Source organism: Caulobacter rhizosphaerae (genome assembly GCF_010977555.1).
Lineage (GTDB): Bacteria > Pseudomonadota > Alphaproteobacteria > Caulobacterales > Caulobacteraceae > Caulobacter > Caulobacter rhizosphaerae.
This window is the reverse complement of sequence record NZ_CP048815.1, coordinates 5,121,025-5,136,766: the sequence shown is the minus strand read 5'-3', so window position 1 is coordinate 5,136,766 and position 15,742 is coordinate 5,121,025. Positions and strand designations below refer to the sequence as shown.

Here is a 15,742-nt window from a genome sequence, read left to right as displayed (position 1 = left end):
CCGCGTCGTTCGAAATCAGGTCGCGAGGCGGCCGCCGACGAGCTACGAGGTCGGTTCAGCCGAAAGGGGGGCCGGCAAGGCCTCGCCCTTTGGTCCAGCGCCAGGCGCGCCCGGCACCGGACCTGCTCCCGAGGGCGGAGCTTCAAGGCTTGGAGGCGCGGGACTGCGCACCTCAATACTAGGTGGCGGCAGCACAGTAGGGCCCGCGGGCGCCGCGCGCAGAGACTTCGCGGCGACCGTCTTTGCCGCGGCGGCTTCCGCCGTGACTTGAGTGCGGTTGCCCGCCTGGTCATAGATATAGCCGGTCGCGCCGGTACCGCGGGTCACCGCGACCACTTGGCCATGGACGTCGTAGACATAGGTCGTGTCGCCCGCCAGGGCCGGCCCCGCCAGCATCGCCAAGCCAAACGCGAACCTGGCCACTGAACAAACTTTACGCATAGCCTTAGCGATCTTTCGTCAACGACGCCGGAAGGAAGGCGCCGCCATCAGCGTCGGTCGCGTCACGCCAGCCCCCCGGCTAAGCTTGGCTATATCTATGTGCGGAAAGCGGCATGAAACGCAATGGGCGGTGAGAGCCATTCGAGGTTGCCGTTGCCCTCGGGCGGCCTAGCCGTTAGCGACCAGCGCTCCAAGCCATTCTAGTCCTGCCAAAACGTCTTCCGCCGAAAATTCCGAGTCCTTCAAGGCTTGGCCCAAAAGTTGACGGTCCTCAGAGGACGCGGCGGAAACGGCGTTTGTAATCAGGTGGCGATGATATTTCAGAGCATCTCGTCCTGTTGAGTCGGGGAGAAGAGGAATGACGATGGAGGTCAGAAAGGCTAATTTTCCATAGGGATAGGCCAACGCTTCGACGAGCGGCGATCCGCCAAGGTCGATCAGTTCCAGGAGCTCATGAGGCTCAGCGTTGAAGATCGCTGCCGCGAGCGCCTGCATCATCATCCGCCGAACTTCCGAGCCTTCGCGCTCGGCAAGTTGGAACCATCGCGCCCGATGTTGATGATTGCCGATCGCCATGGCCGCAAGTGGTTCAGTCGAAGCGGCTCCTCAGAAGAAGGCGCCTGCGCCGGCGGTGAAAAAGGCGCTTGCGCCCAAGCCTCCCGCCCCCAAGCCCTATGTCATCCCCACGGCGGGCATTCTCAATGGTGACGATCTGATCGCCGTTGCCCACGTCGGGGAGAAAGGCGCGGCTGACGAGTTCAGCGACGATCCCTCTTTGCAGTTCGTCGGGCGCGAGTTCGTGGTGTCGTTTCCGAAGTCGGAGTTCAGCACGAGCTACGACAAGGAAGCGAAAATCCTGACGCTGCGGGTCTACACCTACAACGACGGCTGGAAACTGTTGCGGCAGGTGAACCGCAGCGAGTATGTGGGTCAGAACGCCTACGGTGCCAAGGCGGTTATCAGCAAGACCGCCGGCAAGGCCTATGGGATCGAAATCCCCAAACCCCGATCATACAAGAGCATGGAATCGAGGCGAAGCTTCCGCTCAGCGGTGAGGACGCCCGCTCTCTCAGCGAGGTGGTCCAGCTTCGCGTTTCCGGCACCATCAGGAAGGCGACCGGCGTCTACGCTAAGCCGGGCTCGATCATCGCCAAGCACGCCATCTTGATCGATCCCACCGTGTCCTCACCCACTGATATTTTCATCCAACAGTTCTTCATTGCCTCGACACTGACGAAGTTGGAATTCGTCGATCCTAGGTCCGGTGCGGTGCTCTATTCCGCCACGCAGATTGAGCAGGCGGACTAAGGCAAAAGGCCCCCGGACCATTCCGAGGGCCTTTGCTATGAGCGGTGATTAACAGCGGCGATCAGATGTATTTAAGGTCGGGAGGCGGCTATCGATTTCGGCCTGGAACCGGACCTTAGATCATGGCCCAGACGGAGTGTCGGTTCCGGTCAATACACGCCCTTGTGGCGGGAACCCCTTTGTCCGTCGCAGGTGCAGGGGTGTGGCGCGCTGGCGCGCCAAAGCTGCTCACTGTCAGCTTAACCCCGGAGTTCCCGCCCAAGGGCGGGAATGACGGTGGATAAGGGTGGGCCGTGGGCTGAGAGCCCCGACAGCGCTGAATGTCGATCCGCCCCTGGGCCGTCAAGGCGCTCACGCCGCCGCCGACCGCGCCCAGGCGCCCGCCGCCTCGCGCGCATAGTCGGCGAAGGCGACGGCCGGGCGGCCGGTGACGCGCGCGACGACGTCGGTGACGACCGCGGCCGCGCCGGCCTCGATCCCCGCCTGGTCGCGCAGCACCATGGCCAGATAATCGTCGGGGACCCCGGCCTGTTTCAGAATGTCGCCGAACGCCGCGCTCGGCAGCGGCGCGTGGGTGATGGTGCGGCCGGCGGCCTGGCCGATCAGGGCGGCGGCGGCGTCGAAGTCCAGGGCCTGCGGCCCGGTGACGGCGTAGGCGGCTCCAGCGTGGCCCGGCGCGGTCAGGGCGACCGCCGCCACGGCGGCGATGTCGCCGGCGTCGACATGGGCCACCGCCCCGTGGCCAGCGGCGGTGACCACCTTGTCGGCCTGCAGGATGCCCGGCAGCAGGAAGCCTTCGGAGAAGTTCTGGTTGAAGCCGGTCGGCCGCAGGATCGTCCAGTCCAGGCCCGACGTCGTCACCTGGCGCTCGAGCCGCCGTCGGCCCGAGTCCTCCGGCTCGCCGGCGAAGGTCGCGCCCAGCGACGACAGCAGCACCACCGTCCCGACGCCGGCCCGCCGGGCCTCGTCCAGCAGCGCGCCGGTCGCCGCCGTCGGATCCTCGACGAAGGCGGGCGGGACCAGATAGACCGCGTCGGCGCCGCGCAGGGCCGGGGCGAAGGTCTCGGGCCGGCCCCAGTCGAAGGGCGTCAGGCCCTCGGCCGCCTGGCGACCGGCGGCCCGCACGGCCGCGCCGCGCGCCCGCAGTTCGGGGACCAGCCTCCGTCCGGTCTTGCCGGTGGCGCCGATGACCAGAACCGTCGGTGTCTTCGCGCTTCGCATGATCAGATCCTCTCCCTATGCTGGACCGGAAGATCAGGTCGGAAGCCAAGCCCATCAACGCACCGCGAGGTATGTGACGTGTCGATCAGCCGCGAGCTCGCGACCCCGGCGGCTCAGACCGAAACGTCCTTCCCCGAGGCGGCCGCCACCTGCCCGGTCGAGCGGGCGATCTGGATCATCGGCGGGCGGTGGAAGCTGCTGGTCATCCGGGCGCTGATGCTCGGCGGCCCCCAGCGCTACAACGACATCCTGCGCGCCATCCCCCAGCTCAGCGCCAAGGAGCTGACGCGGAACCTGCGCGAGCTGGAGACCGCGGGCCTGGTCGCCCGGCAGGCCGCCGACTCCGCCGACCGCTCCGCCTATGGCCTCACCGACCTCGGCGCCAGCCTGCACCCGGCCTTCAAGCTGCTGGGCGAGTTCGGCCAAGCGCTGGCGCGGCCGCGGGCGGCGGCGTCGACCGGGGAGCGGGACTGAATTTAGGGCTGGCCCCAGGGGCGATCTTCCTCTGAATGGTTCAGTTGTTTCGGTCTGGGGCTGGGGTCATGTTGATTCTTCTCAGCGCCGCCCTGGCCTTGGGCGCGGCGCAGTGACGTCGCCGATCGTCGCTTTGCTGGGACCAAGGCCTGCCTTCGAGCCTGGGCGGACGACCTGTTAGCGCTGGAGTGCAACCAATCTTGGCCTATTGGGCTTGTTGCTCCCACTACGTCGATAATCACGACGGGCCTAAACCCCACACCCTCTGTCTACCAGAGACACAACCGTATCCCTGGTGAGGGATAGTACCGTCACCCCTGACGCCGAGGGCTCGGACTTCACAGGCCCGCTCACTGACCACTTCCGGCCGGCGAACAGGGCGCCGTCCAGGGTTACGCGGCTGACGGGCGGAGGCGTGGAGGGCGGAGGCGATGCGGTCACGGTCGCGAAGCCGTAATAGTTGTAGGCTCCGACGTTGTTATTCTCGACCATCACGTCAGCGGTGCAAGCGGTCTGCCGGATGACGTAGGCCCGGACCTGCGAGGCTGATCTGGCGGTAACGGTCGGCTTGGCGGCTCCCTTCAGCAGTTGATGCAAAAGGGCGGTGTCGGGCCGCAGGCCGTAGTTGAAGAAATAGTATGCGGCCGGGGTCATCAAGGCTGAAACGCTTCCCGATCCAGCGGGCTTGCTATAGGCCAACGGCCCCGCGACCTTGAGCGACGCTTCGGGCTTGGCGTCCAGGGCCTTATGGCTGAACACGATGGATGCCTGAAAGGTGTCGGTCTTGGCCTGGTCCTGAAAGACTACTTCGTCCTGCACCAGAAGTTCGGCGCCTTCGATGTACTGGACGCCGGTCGCTTTCCAGAGCACCTGGTTGTTGATGAACTCGCCGGAGAACGACGGGTCGATGATCACCTTGGCTCCGCTCGCCGCCAGCTGGTCGAACACCGCCTGGTCCAGTATGTTGCGATAGAACGGCTGGGTCGGAACGTAGACGACCTTCGGACGCAGCCTGGCCAGATCGGCAGGGTTGGCGTAGGCCACCGAGTATCCGGCTTTTTCCAGCATCATCGCCGCGCCGACGGCGGAGTTGACCCACACGTCGCCGGTCGAATATGCCGTGCTGGCGATGTCGTTCAGGATCGGGTCGAGAAGCACGACAGCGTCGGCATGACGCCTGGAGCCGGCCGGAAGCGCCACTGGGTCACGCGATGGCAGGAAGGCCCCTCCCTGGTACTTGAGTAGCTCGGCGACGGCGTCGGTGGGGTTCAGCAGGGCCGCTCGCGCGCTGTGGCCATGTCGGTAGTCGAGCCGGGTGTTGAGCAGGTCCACCACGTTCAACCGAACAGGCGGCGCGGGCCTTGGCGTCGCGATCTCGATGGAGTTGAACGCGAAGGCCATCTGCCGCAGGTTGGTCGGCATGGCGCGGAATGGCGCGACGTTTTGGACTCTCATGTCATGTACCGGCCGGCCGCTGACCTCCAGGCGCGTCCGATAGAAGTCCTGGGATGACCGCTCACCGAGGCTTCGCTCGAAGATGGCGATTTCCTTGCCGTCGATGACGAAGAGGGCATTGGCCGACAGATAGAAGTTCGGCTTGAGGAAAACCGCTTTCCCGGCCTCCAGGGGCAGCAGGAAGGTCGAAGGGTCGTTGCCGTACCGGAAGAACTTGTTCCAGACCCAGCCGGGCGTCCTGTAGGCCCCCTCGGCATAGGAGATGTTGTCCACGAGGAACGGTTGATCGTCCGGCTTTCCGAAGACGATCTCATAGGTCTGGTATCGGTCGGCCGGAGCAGCCTCCAGCGAGAGCACCTGAACCGGATTGGCCGAGAACGCGTCCTTCACGATCCAGGGCGATGACGGTTGCAGGACCAGATGCGCCTTGCGATCCTGGCCGATGAACCTGGCGGGCAGGTAAAAATAGGCATCCTCGAACAGCGTATCGTTCTGCCGGACGACAGAGATCACCTCCCCCGTCCTGGCGTCCTTGATCAACACCGTCTGGTCCGTCAGGTTCGACAGCTTGTCGGCCCGGTTTATGTAGACGAACGACGGCAGGCCCTTGAGCTTGATGTGGACGTATTGCGTCTGCACCGCCGGCGCGTCGATCTCCAACGGCAATTCCCGCGCTATCGAGTCGGCGACAGCGGGCGAGGCCGTGACCAGTGCGGCGGCGAGGAAAAGTCGCCTCACAGGTCGCACTCGACTTTGGTGATGGTGTCGAAAGGCTGGAGCGTCAGTTCGCGCCCGCGGGGAAGCTTGATGTCGCCCCCCATGGTGCGCTGAACACAGGTGGCCGGAGCCTTGAGCCGAACCGACATCGACGGCGTTGGCTCAAGGTCTTCGAACAGCGTGTGCCGCCCGAACGCGTATCCGCCCCAGGCCACCGAGGAGAGGTAGATCGTCTCCTTGAGGGCGTCGCCGTAGGCCAGGGCATAGACGTATTCAGGCTTGCCGGGGAAGGTCACGGCGGGGTCTATGGTGCTGGCGAACTTGTCCAGGGTCGCGTTGTCGATCGCCGGGACAAGCCAGATCTCGCCGCCGCTGCTGTCCCTCAGGGCTTCACAGTCGGCGCAATCGGCCTTGACCTCACGCAGGCTGGACCGAAGAGCGGCGATGATGGCTTCGGTCTTCTCGTCGGCCGCACGCTCGTTCACTGCCCACAGCACGCGCTGGCCGCCCTTGAGCAGGGACGGGATCAGATCCGGCCTCTCCGCGTGGTTCATGCGGGGGAACACGAAGTGGGTGTAGCCCCCGGAAGGCGCCAGGGTCTCGGTCGTGATCGCGTGGACCACCCCGGTCTCGTAGAGGTGCAGCGAGGCCTTGCGCAACTCCTCGAACCGGCGGGTCGCGATGGCGTCGCCGTTCGGGTTCACAATGGCGATCTTGGCCAGGAGCTTCTGGTCCGGCCGGGCTTGCGTCCCGATATGGTTCTCGAACTCGTCGTAGACCTCGATTGCAGGCTGGATCCGATCCAGCGCGATGGTCCCGTCATACCCGAGCGGCAGGTAGAAGCTGACCAGCGACCGATTGACCACGGCCACGGCCAGTTCCTGCTTGAGCTGCGCCTTGGACTTGTACTGATACGGAGCAGCGCCCTCCGACTGCGCGAACAGCGGATAGACGATCTCGGCCCCGCCCTTCAATCGTTGGCTGAACAGCGATTCAATATAGGCTTCTCCGAGGGCGAAGAACGGCAGGTCCACCGCGACCGTGCCGTAGTTGGCCGGCTCAGGGCTGGGATCGCGCACTGTGAAGGCGGCGTTGATCGACCAGTTCAGTGGCCGCTTTTGGCGGTCAAAGAACGCCTCCAGCTTTCCGACGTAGTCGCGCCTATAGGATTCGTAGGTGTATTTCACGAAGGGGGGATAGCTGGCCTGGGGGTAATCCGTCGGGACCGGTAGTCCGGTCTCCTTGACGAAGCCTGCTGTGCTCGCCGGGTTCCAGCTCTCGTGGGCGGTCCAATAGTCGCCGTCGAGAAAGAACCCGTCTGGATTGTACCGGTCGATGATCTCTTGCAGCCCCGGCAACAGCACCTCGTCCGCATAGGCGCTGTTGTGGTCGATCACCGTGGCGCGAACGCCGTTTCCGAAGATGCGGAAATATTCGGGATGGGAGTCCTGGAGCGCGTCGTTCCGCAGCGTACTGACATAGACGATCATGCCCGTGCGGGTGCGCGCGGTCTCCTCCCGCCAGATCTGGAGCAGATCCTGGGTCGGCCCCTGGAGCAGAGGAAAGCCCGGGCTGGCCTTCTGTTCAGGGAAAAACTTGCTCGGATACTGAGCGTGGCCGTCATGCCCAACCGCGAACACGACGACCCGCTCCGGCCGCACATGCTCTAGCATCGCCCGGATGCTTTGACGCAGCACCGCCTCGTCGAACTTGAACGGTTTGTGGGTGAAGATGTGGTTGTCGATCAGCAGGACAACGTCCCGCTTGGCGGGCTGGGCGATGGACGCCAAGGGCGCGGCGAACACCGCCAGGGCGACAAAGGCCGTCTTCGCCAGTCGACCCATGCGCTTCATTCCGATCGTTATTCGACTTTAACGATAGGTTATCGCAAGGATTGGTTGAGGGATATAGCCAAGCTGCCGGAATGATTGCTCGGTCTCGGGCCGAATGCAGCGAGCGAGCTGGTCCCGCCCCCTAAGGCGCTTCCCTGACGAACAGCAAGGCGGCCATCCGCCACCCCGACGCCGTCCGCAGCATCAGCGCGCGGTCCGTCCATTCGCCGCTTTCGGTGCGGAACGACCAGCGGGCCATGCCGACGTCGCCCTGGGCGTCGACCAGGCGGCTGGTGACCTCGAACCGCGCGCCGGGCGAGGTCTTGCGCCGGTCCACGTAGCGCGCGCGCCACTCGGCGACGGACGCGGCGACGAACTCGCCGTTCTCGACGCTCATGACCAGGGCCCGGGGATCGAGGGTCTCGCCGAGCCCGGCCTCGTCCCAGCGGCGGTCGGCCTCGAACTTGTCGTCCACCACCCCGGCCACCGCCGCCGCCGAGGCGGGGTCTTCGGCCGGATCCGGCTGGCGGAGGGTTCCGACGATGCGCCAGCCGCCCGCCAGCCGCGCCAGCAGCACGTAGTCGACCAGCGGCCGGCCGTCGCGGACCGAGCGCAGCCTGGCCAGGGCGGTGGTTTCCCCGGCGTCGATCCGCTCGATCGTCGGGGGCGGCGTCGACGGTCCCGACGGTTCCGGCGCCTGGGCCAGGCGCGGCTTCCATTGGGCCTGGTAGGTGGCGCTGACCGTCCCGCCGTCGACTTCATAGGCGATGGCGCTGGGCTGGAAGGCGCGGCCGAGCTTGACGGGATCCCGCTGGGCGGTCGCCTCGCCATAGAGGCGTACGGCGTCGGCGGGCGTGGCGTTCGTCGGCCCCGGCCCCGGCCCCGGCGCGGGGACGGGGGCGCCGTGGGCCGCGGCGGGCGACAGGGCGGCGGCCATCAGCACGGTCCGGATCAATCGCATCGTCGCCTCCTGTGAGGGGGCGAGCTTGCGGCGAGGGACGACGCTTTGGCCATTCGAAAGAAAGCGGGGCATCATTCAACCCTATTGAAGGGTGGGACCGCCGACGGGCTCACAACCGCCCGCGCCGGCCGCCCTTCAGCTTGTCCAGGGCCCGCCGGGCGTGCTCGGCTTGGGCGGCCAGTGGGGCGGCCAGTGGGGCGGCCAGCGGGGCGGCCATGACCCCCAGGCCCGCCCCGCCCTGGACGGCGGCCAGGCCGGCGGCGAGCACGTCGACCGGCGGCTTGCGGGCGGTCGGGACGATCAGCGCCACCTTGCGGGCCATGGCGGCCAGGTCGCCGATGGCCTTGGCCTTGTCGCGGACCTTTCGGATCTCGGCGGGGTCGTGACTGCGCTCGAGGATCGCCCAAGCCGTGTCGAGGGCGTCCATCAGCTTCAGTTGCAGGGCGAGGCAGCGGGTGGGGATGTCGGTGTGGGTCATGCCTCAAGGATGCGGCCCTCCCGGAGCGTGGGGATAGGAAACGTGCGTTTTCCTGTAGCGCATTGATTTCGTTGAGATCGAATTTGAAAAGGGCGGGGATAAACCCTGGCCGGGGACGCGCCCTTGCGGCGTGTCCCCTCTGACAGGCGCGGCGGCGCGTGTCCGGGCGGCCCCCGCGCGGAGTTTGGGGACACGCCGCAAGGGCGGGTCCCCGGCCCTAGCGTACCCCTGTGGATAACTTCCGCGTCGCACGACCCGCCTTGACCCCGCGCCGCCCCCGCGCGACACCCCGGCCTCATGGAAAAGCTGAACATCCTGCTCGTCGGGTCCGGTGGGCGCGAGCACGCCCTGGCCTGGAAGATCGCCCAGTCGCCGCTGTGCGGCCGCCTTGTCGCCGCGCCGGGCAATCCGGGCGTCGAACAGGTCGCCGAGCTGCGCCCGGTCAAGGTCACCGACGTGGACGGCCTGGTCGCCCTGGCCCGGGAGATCGCCGCCGACCTCGTGGTGGTGGGTCCGGAATCGGCGCTGGAGGTCGGCCTGGCCGACGAACTGGCCAAGGCCGGGATCCCCTGTTTCGGCGGCAGCGCCCTGGCCGCGCGGCTGGAGACCAGCAAGGCCTTCACCAAGGACTTCTGCGCCCGCCACGGCCTGCCGACGGCGGCCTATGGCGTGTTCACCGACGCGGCCTCGGCCGGCGCCTTCCTCGACACCCTCACCGCGCCGTTCGTGATCAAGGCCGACGGCCTGGCGGCCGGCAAGGGCGTGGTGATTGCCGCCGACCGGGCCGAGGCCGACGCCGCTGTGCTGGACATGCTGGGCGGCCGCTTCGGCTCGGCCGGGGCGCGGGTGGTGATCGAGGAGTTCATGCACGGCGAGGAGGCCTCGCTGTTCGCGATCTGCGACGGCCAAACGGCGGTGCTGTTCGGCGCCGCCCAGGACCACAAGCGGGCCTATGACGGCGACGAAGGCCCCAACACCGGCGGCATGGGCACCTATTCGCCGCCGCCGGTCCTGACCCCGGCCTTGGTCGACCAGGCCTGGCGCGAGCTGGTCCTGCCCACCATCGCCGGCATGGCCGCCGAGGGCTGTCCCTATGTCGGCGTGCTCTATGCCGGGCTGATGCTGACCGAGCAGGGGCCCAAGCTGGTCGAGTACAACGCCCGCTTCGGCGATCCCGAGTGCCAGACCCTGATGCTGCGCCTGGAAAGCGACCTGGTCCCGCTGCTGCTGGCCGCCGCCAAGGGTGAGCTGGCGTCCGCTGCGCCGCCGGTCTGGCGCGAGGAGGCGGCGATCTGCGTGGTGCTGGCGGCCGAGGGCTATCCCGACGCGCCCAAGACCGGCGGCCTGATCCAGGGCGCCGACAGCGAGTTCGGCGGCGAGGCCGTGATCTTCCACGCCGGCACGGCCCGCGACGCCGAGGGCCGGCTGGTGGCGTCCGGCGGCCGGGTGCTGAACGTCTGCGCCCTGGGCGCGACGTTGCACGAGGCCCGCGACGTCGCCTATGCGGCCCTGGGCGCGGTGTCGCTGGAGGGTGGGTTCTATCGCACCGACATCGGCTGGCGGGCGCTGAGCCAGCATTGACGGTTGGGGACAGGCGCATGCGCCTGTCCCCGTCTCGCGCACGGCGCTATCGACGCTCAGGCCCGGTGCGCCACCTCCACCAGGATGTCGCCGGGCGCGGTCAGGTAGAAGGCGAACGCGCCGTGCTGCATCGCCGGCGGGTCGACGGCGAGGCCGCCGGCCGCCATGCGGGCCTGGAGGTCGGATACGGCCGCCGGGCTCTCCAGGTGGAAGCCGATATGGAACGGGACCGGCCAGGCCTGAGACCCGTGGCGGCGCAGGCGGCTGAGCACCAGCACCAGGCCGGCCTGGTCGCGCAGGATGGCCAGGCCGTCCTGGCCCAGGGTCCGCTCGTGGGTGAAGCCCAGCCAGGTCTCGAAGAAGTCCCGGGTCGCGGCGACGTCGGGCACGGGCAGGTCGATATGGTTCAGGCGCATCGGCGCTCTCCTTCAATTGAGGCGCGGCGCACGGGGGCTCGATCGGTATCGACAACGGGACCACGCACGCCGAGCCGGCGGCGCACGATGCGCCGTCGTCTCGTCGTGGGTCCCAGCCATGAGGCGAGGGTACAGGTTCTTCGAAGCTCGAAGCGACCGGGCTTACCTTGTCCGGTCCATGGCCCTTTTTCGACGGGCCCTTGTAGCCGGCTTTCAACGGAACGCTCAAGCCCCGGAGGAGAGGCTTGCGTCGCGGCGCCCAGGCTCTAATGTTCATTCAAACAAGTGTTGGGGAGTATGCGCATGGCCGCGAGCGAACCGTCCGTCCAGGACCTCAATTCCGGAACCAAGCCCGTCGACCCGCGCCACGCCATCGACGAGGCCCGGCTGGCGGCCTGGCTGGAGGCCCATGTCGACGGCTACCAGGGCCCGCTGGAGGTGCGCCAGTTCAAGGGCGGCCAGTCCAACCCGACCTACCAGCTGGTCACGCCGTCGAAGAAGTACGTCCTGCGCCGCAAGCCGCCGGGCAAGCTGCTGCCCAGCGCCCACGCCGTCGATCGCGAGTTCAAGGTGATCTCGGGCCTGAACAGGGCGAACTTCCCCGTCGCCAAGGCCTATGCCCTGTGCCTGGACGAGGACGTGATCGGCACGATCTTCTACGTGATGGACAATGTCGAAGGCCGGATCCTGTGGGACGGGACCCTGCCGGACTACGCCCCGGCCGAGCGCCGGGCGATCTACGAGGCCGAGATCGCCACCCTGGCGGCCCTGCACACGGTCGACTACGCCGCCGTGGGCCTGGCCGATTATGGCAAGCCCGGCAACTACTTCGCCCGCCAGATCGACCGCTGGACCAAGCAGTACAAGGCGTCCGAAACCCGGACGATCGAGGCCATGGACCGGCTGATCGCGTTTCTGCCGGCGAGCTGCCCGGCCGATGACGTCACCTCGATCGTCCATGGCGACTACCGCCTGGACAACATGATCCTGCACCCCAGCGAGCCGAAGGTGGTGGCGGTGCTGGACTGGGAGCTGTCGACCCTGGGCAATCCGCTGGCCGACTTCAGCTACTTCCTGATGAACTGGGTGATGCCGTCCGACCAGCGCGGCGGCCTGGCCGAGATCCAGGATCTCACCGCCTATGGCGTGCCCACCATCGACGAGGCCGTGGCGCAGTACTGCCGGCTGACCGGCCGCGACGGCTTGCCGAACCTGGACTGGTACTTCAGCTACAACCTGTTCCGCCTGGCCGGGATCTGCCAGGGCATCGTCGGCCGGGTGCGCGACGGCACGGCCGCCAGCGCCCATGCCGAGCTGATGGAGGCGCGGGTGCCCGTGCTCGCCCGGGGCGCCTGGGAATTCGCGCAGAAGGCGGGGGCTTAGCAACAGATCCTCCCCCTCTGGGGGAGGTGTCGCGGAGCGACGGAGGGGGACCGCTGAGTCGGCGGGTGAAACCCCCTCCGGCCCTTTGGGCCACCTCCCCCAGAGGGGGAGGATCTAAAGCCCCGCCCTCTCCAGCAACGCCCCCAGCGCCCCCTCGTCCTCGAACCGCGCCCTAACCGGCCAGGCCGTCACCTGGTCGCGCCAGGCCGGCGGCAGCCGCACCCAGTCTTTCTCGGTCGTCACCAACCCGGCGCTGTAGGTCGCCGCCCGCTCGGCCAGGAAGGTGAGGGTCGCCTCGTCGTATTCGCCGTGGTCGGGATAGGGCGCGAAGTCGACCAGATGACAGCCGGCCGCCTTCAGGGCCCGCTCCACCTTCCACGGCTTGCCGATGCCCGCGAAGCCGACCTGCCGGCCCTTGGGCGGCGGGGTGGCGGGCTCCAGCCGGGCGATCAGCACCGGGGTGTCGCCGAACAGGGCCAGCAGGTCGGGGTCCGCGGCCGGTAGGTCGCCCGGCAGCAGCACGATCACCGCGTCGGTGCGGGCCAGGCTGGCCGCCAGGGGCTCGCGCATCGGCCCGGCCGGGAACACCTTGCCGTCGCCGAACGGCCATTCGTCCTCGCGGGTCTCGCCGTCGACCACCACCAGCGACAGGGTCTTGCGCAGGTCGGGGTTCTGGTGGCCGTCGTCCATGACCACCACCTCGGCCCCGGCCGCGGCGGCGCGACGAGCCCCCAGCACCCGGTCGCGCGACACCCAGATCGGGAAGTCCTGGGCCAGCATCAGCGGCTCGTCGCCGACGTCGCGGGCGGCATGCCGCAGCGGGTCGACCTGGACCGGCCCCTTCAGTCGGCCGCCATAGCCGCGCGACAGGCCGTGGGCGCGGCGGCCGCGCTGGGTCAGGGTCAGCAGCAGCTCGCGGACGATCGGCGTCTTGCCCACCCCGCCAACCGTGAAGTTGCCCACGCAGATCACCGCGCAGTCGGCGCCGCGCGGCTGGGTGCGGGCGATCCGCCGGGCGGTCTGGGCGGCCCAGATCCACGACAGCGGGGTCAGCAGGGCGCGGGTCAGCGGGCTGGGGGCGCCGTCGCGACGGTACCACCAGCGCGGGGTGGCCAGCTTCATGCCCGCGCCTCCGCGTCGAGCAGGGCGAGGATGCGGTCCAGCCCCGCCCGCGCCTCGGCGTCGCGCCGGGCGACGAACGCCCGGGCGTTGGCCGCCTGCCGCTTCAGGACCTCTGGCCGGGCCAGCAGCTCGGCCAGCCGCGCGCCCAGCACCGAGGCGTCGGCGAAGGTCACGCCGTCGGCGTCGCGCAGGTCGGCATAGGCGGTCAGCCAGTTCTCGACATGCGGGCCGGAGACGATCGGACAGTCCAGCCGCGCCGGCTCCAGCGGATTGTGGCCGCCGATCCCCTCCACCAGGCTGCCGGCCACCAGGGCCAGGTCGGCCAGCCGGTACCACAGGCCCAGCTCGCCCAGGGTGTCGGCGACGATGACCTCGGCGGAGTCGTCGGGTTCGCGACTGCGCAGGCAGGTCGTGGCCCCGGCGGCCAGGGCCATGTCCGCGATGGCGGCGCCGCGTTCGGGATGGCGGGGGACGATCACCAGCCGCGGACGGTCATAGTCGCTGTGGGCGGGCAGGGCGCGCCAGGCCGCCAGCACCCGCTCGTCCTCGCCCGGATGGGTGCTGGCGGCCAGCAGCAGCGGCCGGTCGCTGAGCCGCACGCGCAGGCTGGCCAGGGCCGCCGCGTCGACCGGCAGCGGCGCCGCGCCGAACTTCAGGTCGGCCTCGCCGGCCACGGTCCCGCCCAGGCTGGACAGACGCTCGGCGGCGCGGCCGTCCTGGGCCAGGATCAGGTCGAAGCCGCTGAACAGCTCGAAGGCCGCGAACGGCCGGGCCCGCCAGCCGGCGTAGCTCTTGTCCGACAGCTTGGCCGAGACCAGGGCCAGCCTCACCCCGCGCGCCTTGGCGGTCAGCAGCAGGTTGGGCCACAGCTCGCTCTCGACGAACACCGCCAGGTCGGGCCGCCAGTGGTCGAGGAACCGCCGCGCGCCGCCCGGGGTGTCGACCGGCAGGAACTGGTGGACCGCCCCGGCCGGCAGGCGCCGAGCCAGCAGGTCCGCCGAGGTGACGGTGCCGGAGCTGACCAGCACCGCGACGTCCGGACGCTCGGCCCGCAGCCGCTCGACCAGGGGCAGGATCGACAGGCTCTCGCCGACGCTGGCCCCGTGCAGCCAGACCAGCCGCCCAGAGGGGCCCATTGGCGGACGCGGGATCCTGGGCCGGCCCAGCCGCTCGTGCAGCCGGGCGCGGTCCTCCTTGCCGGCCTGGGCCCGGCGGCTCAGCAGCAGGGGCGCGAACGGCTCCAGGACGGTGGTCGCCGCCCTATAGAGCGCCAGGGACAGGGGAAGGCTCACACCGCGTCCGCGCCGGCCAGGTGGCAGGTGGCCACGCCGCCGCTCTCGACCTGGATGGTGACGTGGCCGATCTTGAAGCGGCTGGACATCTGGCCGCAGATCTCGTGCAGGAACTGGTCGTTGTCGGGGTTCTCGGGGCGGACCAGGTGGGCGGTCATGGCCGTTTCCGTGGTGCTCATCGCCCAGATGTGCAGGTCGTGGACCTCGGTCACGCCGGGGCGCTCGGCCAGCCAGGCCCGGACCGCCTTGGGGTCGATGCCGCGCGGGGCGGCGTCCAGGGCCAGGTCCAGGCTGTCGCGCAGCAGGCCCCAGGTGCCCAGCACGATCACCGCCACGATGCCCAGGCTGACGACCGGGTCCAGCCACAGCCAGCCGGTGGCCCACATGGCGGCGGCGGCCACCACCACGCCGGCCGAGATGGCGGCGTCGGCGGCCATGTGCAGGAAGGCGCCGCGGATGTTCAGGTCGTCCTTGGAGCCGCGCATGAACATCAGGGCCGTGGCGGTGTTGATGGCGATGCCGATGGCCGCGACGATCATCACCGGACCGGTCTCAATCGGCTGCGGGTCGGCGAAGCGGCGCACGGCCTCCCAGGCGATGGCCCCGACCGCCACCAGCAGCACCACGGCGTTGGTCAGCGAAGCCAGGATCGTGCCCTTGCGCAGGCCGTAGGTGCGCCGCCCGGCCGGGGCCTTCCTGGCCAGCACCACCGCGCCCCAGGCCATGAACAGGCCCAGCACGTCGGACAGGTTGTGGCCGGCGTCGGCCAGCAGGGCCAGCGAGTGGGTCATCAGGCCGGCGATGGTCTCGGCGACCACGAAGCCGATGTTCAGCGTGGCGCCGACCGCGAAGGCCCGGCCGAAGTCCTTGGGCGCATGGCTGTGGCCGCCGGGGCCGTGGTGGTGATGGCCGTGGTCGTGGCCGTGCGCATGGCCGGGGCCATGATCGTGGTGATCGTGGTCGTGGTGATCGTGGTCGGCGTGGTCGTGCGGCATGGGTCTACATCCCACCAAGGGGGAGGCCTTTCAACCCAGGTCGGGGACACGCCCTTGCGGCGTGTC

15 protein-coding genes are annotated in these 15,742 nt (G+C 68.8%); 4 read left to right on the top strand and 11 right to left on the bottom strand.

The genetic code is table 11. From position 1 onward, the window contains the following. Window positions 1–42: 42 nt before the first annotated feature. Entirely contained in the window at window positions 43–423 is a 381-nt protein-coding gene (locus tag G3M57_RS23490; protein ID WP_163233269.1) for an RHS repeat domain-containing protein, read from the bottom strand. Window positions 424–609: 186 nt separating this feature from the next. Beyond that, the gene (locus G3M57_RS23485) at window positions 610–1,017 is read right to left on the bottom strand and encodes a hypothetical protein (RefSeq protein ID WP_163233268.1); all 408 of its coding nucleotides are present in this window, start codon (window positions 1,015–1,017) and stop codon (window positions 610–612) included. Between G3M57_RS23485 and G3M57_RS23480 the strand changes: the two genes are divergently transcribed. Next, window positions 1,004–1,609 (top strand): hypothetical protein, encoded by a 606-nt coding sequence (locus G3M57_RS23480; RefSeq protein ID WP_163233267.1) that lies wholly within the window; start codon window positions 1,004–1,006, stop codon window positions 1,607–1,609. The two genes, G3M57_RS23485 and G3M57_RS23480, sit on opposite strands and share 14 nt — an antisense overlap. A 491-nt stretch (window positions 1,610–2,100) precedes the next feature. Here G3M57_RS23480 and G3M57_RS23475 read toward each other — a convergent pair whose 3' ends face one another. Continuing rightward, complete coding sequence (locus G3M57_RS23475; RefSeq protein WP_163233266.1) at window positions 2,101–2,970, bottom strand: NAD(P)H-binding protein; 870 nt, start codon at window positions 2,968–2,970, stop codon at window positions 2,101–2,103. A gap of 78 nt (window positions 2,971–3,048) precedes the next feature. Between G3M57_RS23475 and G3M57_RS23470 the strand changes: the two genes are divergently transcribed. Continuing rightward, on the top strand, window positions 3,049–3,444 hold the full coding sequence (locus G3M57_RS23470; protein WP_163233265.1) for a winged helix-turn-helix transcriptional regulator: 396 nt from the start codon (window positions 3,049–3,051) through the stop codon (window positions 3,442–3,444). Window positions 3,445–3,693: 249 nt separating this feature from the next. Here the strand turns inward: G3M57_RS23470 and G3M57_RS23465 are convergent, their stop codons facing one another. The 4 genes from G3M57_RS23465 to G3M57_RS23450 all read right to left on the bottom strand — a co-directional run bounded on the left by G3M57_RS23465 (window position 3,694) and on the right by G3M57_RS23450 (window position 8,887). Then, window positions 3,694–5,559, bottom strand: coding sequence for a hypothetical protein (locus G3M57_RS23465; protein ID WP_163233264.1), 1,866 nt, complete (start codon window positions 5,557–5,559; stop codon window positions 3,694–3,696). A 74-nt stretch (window positions 5,560–5,633) separates the two neighbouring features. Beyond that, complete coding sequence (locus G3M57_RS23460) at window positions 5,634–7,460, bottom strand: alpha-L-fucosidase (protein WP_163233263.1); 1,827 nt, start codon at window positions 7,458–7,460, stop codon at window positions 5,634–5,636. Between the two features lie 130 nt (window positions 7,461–7,590). Further along, window positions 7,591–8,409, bottom strand: a complete 819-nt coding sequence (locus G3M57_RS23455; protein WP_163233262.1) for a nuclear transport factor 2 family protein — start codon at window positions 8,407–8,409, stop codon at window positions 7,591–7,593. A 109-nt stretch (window positions 8,410–8,518) separates the two neighbouring features. Beyond that, window positions 8,519–8,887 carry a hypothetical protein gene (locus G3M57_RS23450; protein WP_163233261.1) on the bottom strand — a complete coding sequence of 123 codons (369 nt, stop codon included), beginning with the start codon at window positions 8,885–8,887 and terminating at the stop codon, window positions 8,519–8,521. A 297-nt stretch (window positions 8,888–9,184) separates the two neighbouring features. Here G3M57_RS23450 and purD point away from each other — a divergent pair, with 297 nt between their 5' ends. Next, entirely contained in the window at window positions 9,185–10,468 is a 1,284-nt protein-coding gene (gene purD, locus G3M57_RS23445) for a phosphoribosylamine--glycine ligase (RefSeq protein ID WP_163233260.1), read from the top strand. Between the two features lie 56 nt (window positions 10,469–10,524). Here purD and G3M57_RS27200 read toward each other — a convergent pair whose 3' ends face one another. Next, window positions 10,525–10,884, bottom strand: a complete 360-nt coding sequence (locus G3M57_RS27200; protein WP_230983837.1) for a VOC family protein — start codon at window positions 10,882–10,884, stop codon at window positions 10,525–10,527. A 303-nt stretch (window positions 10,885–11,187) separates the two neighbouring features. On the opposite strand from G3M57_RS27200, the gene G3M57_RS23435 reads away from it, so the two are divergent. Further along, complete coding sequence (locus G3M57_RS23435; protein ID WP_056754701.1) at window positions 11,188–12,267, top strand: phosphotransferase family protein; 1,080 nt, start codon at window positions 11,188–11,190, stop codon at window positions 12,265–12,267. A gap of 114 nt (window positions 12,268–12,381) precedes the next feature. Here the strand turns inward: G3M57_RS23435 and lpxK are convergent, their stop codons facing one another. Genes lpxK through G3M57_RS23420 form a run of 3 tightly spaced genes read right to left on the bottom strand, consistent with a single transcriptional unit; the run spans window position 12,382 to window position 15,676 of the window. Then, window positions 12,382–13,389: a tetraacyldisaccharide 4'-kinase gene (lpxK, locus tag G3M57_RS23430; RefSeq protein ID WP_163233259.1), complete on the bottom strand. Its 1,008-nt coding sequence runs from the start codon at window positions 13,387–13,389 to the stop codon at window positions 12,382–12,384. After that, entirely contained in the window at window positions 13,386–14,681 is a 1,296-nt protein-coding gene (locus G3M57_RS23425; protein WP_230983838.1) for a 3-deoxy-D-manno-octulosonic acid transferase, read from the bottom strand. The genes lpxK and G3M57_RS23425 overlap by 4 nt, the downstream gene beginning before the upstream one ends. Then, complete coding sequence (locus G3M57_RS23420) at window positions 14,678–15,676, bottom strand: cation diffusion facilitator family transporter (RefSeq protein ID WP_163233258.1); 999 nt, start codon at window positions 15,674–15,676, stop codon at window positions 14,678–14,680. The genes G3M57_RS23425 and G3M57_RS23420 overlap by 4 nt, the downstream gene beginning before the upstream one ends. Window positions 15,677–15,742: the final 66 nt, after the last annotated feature.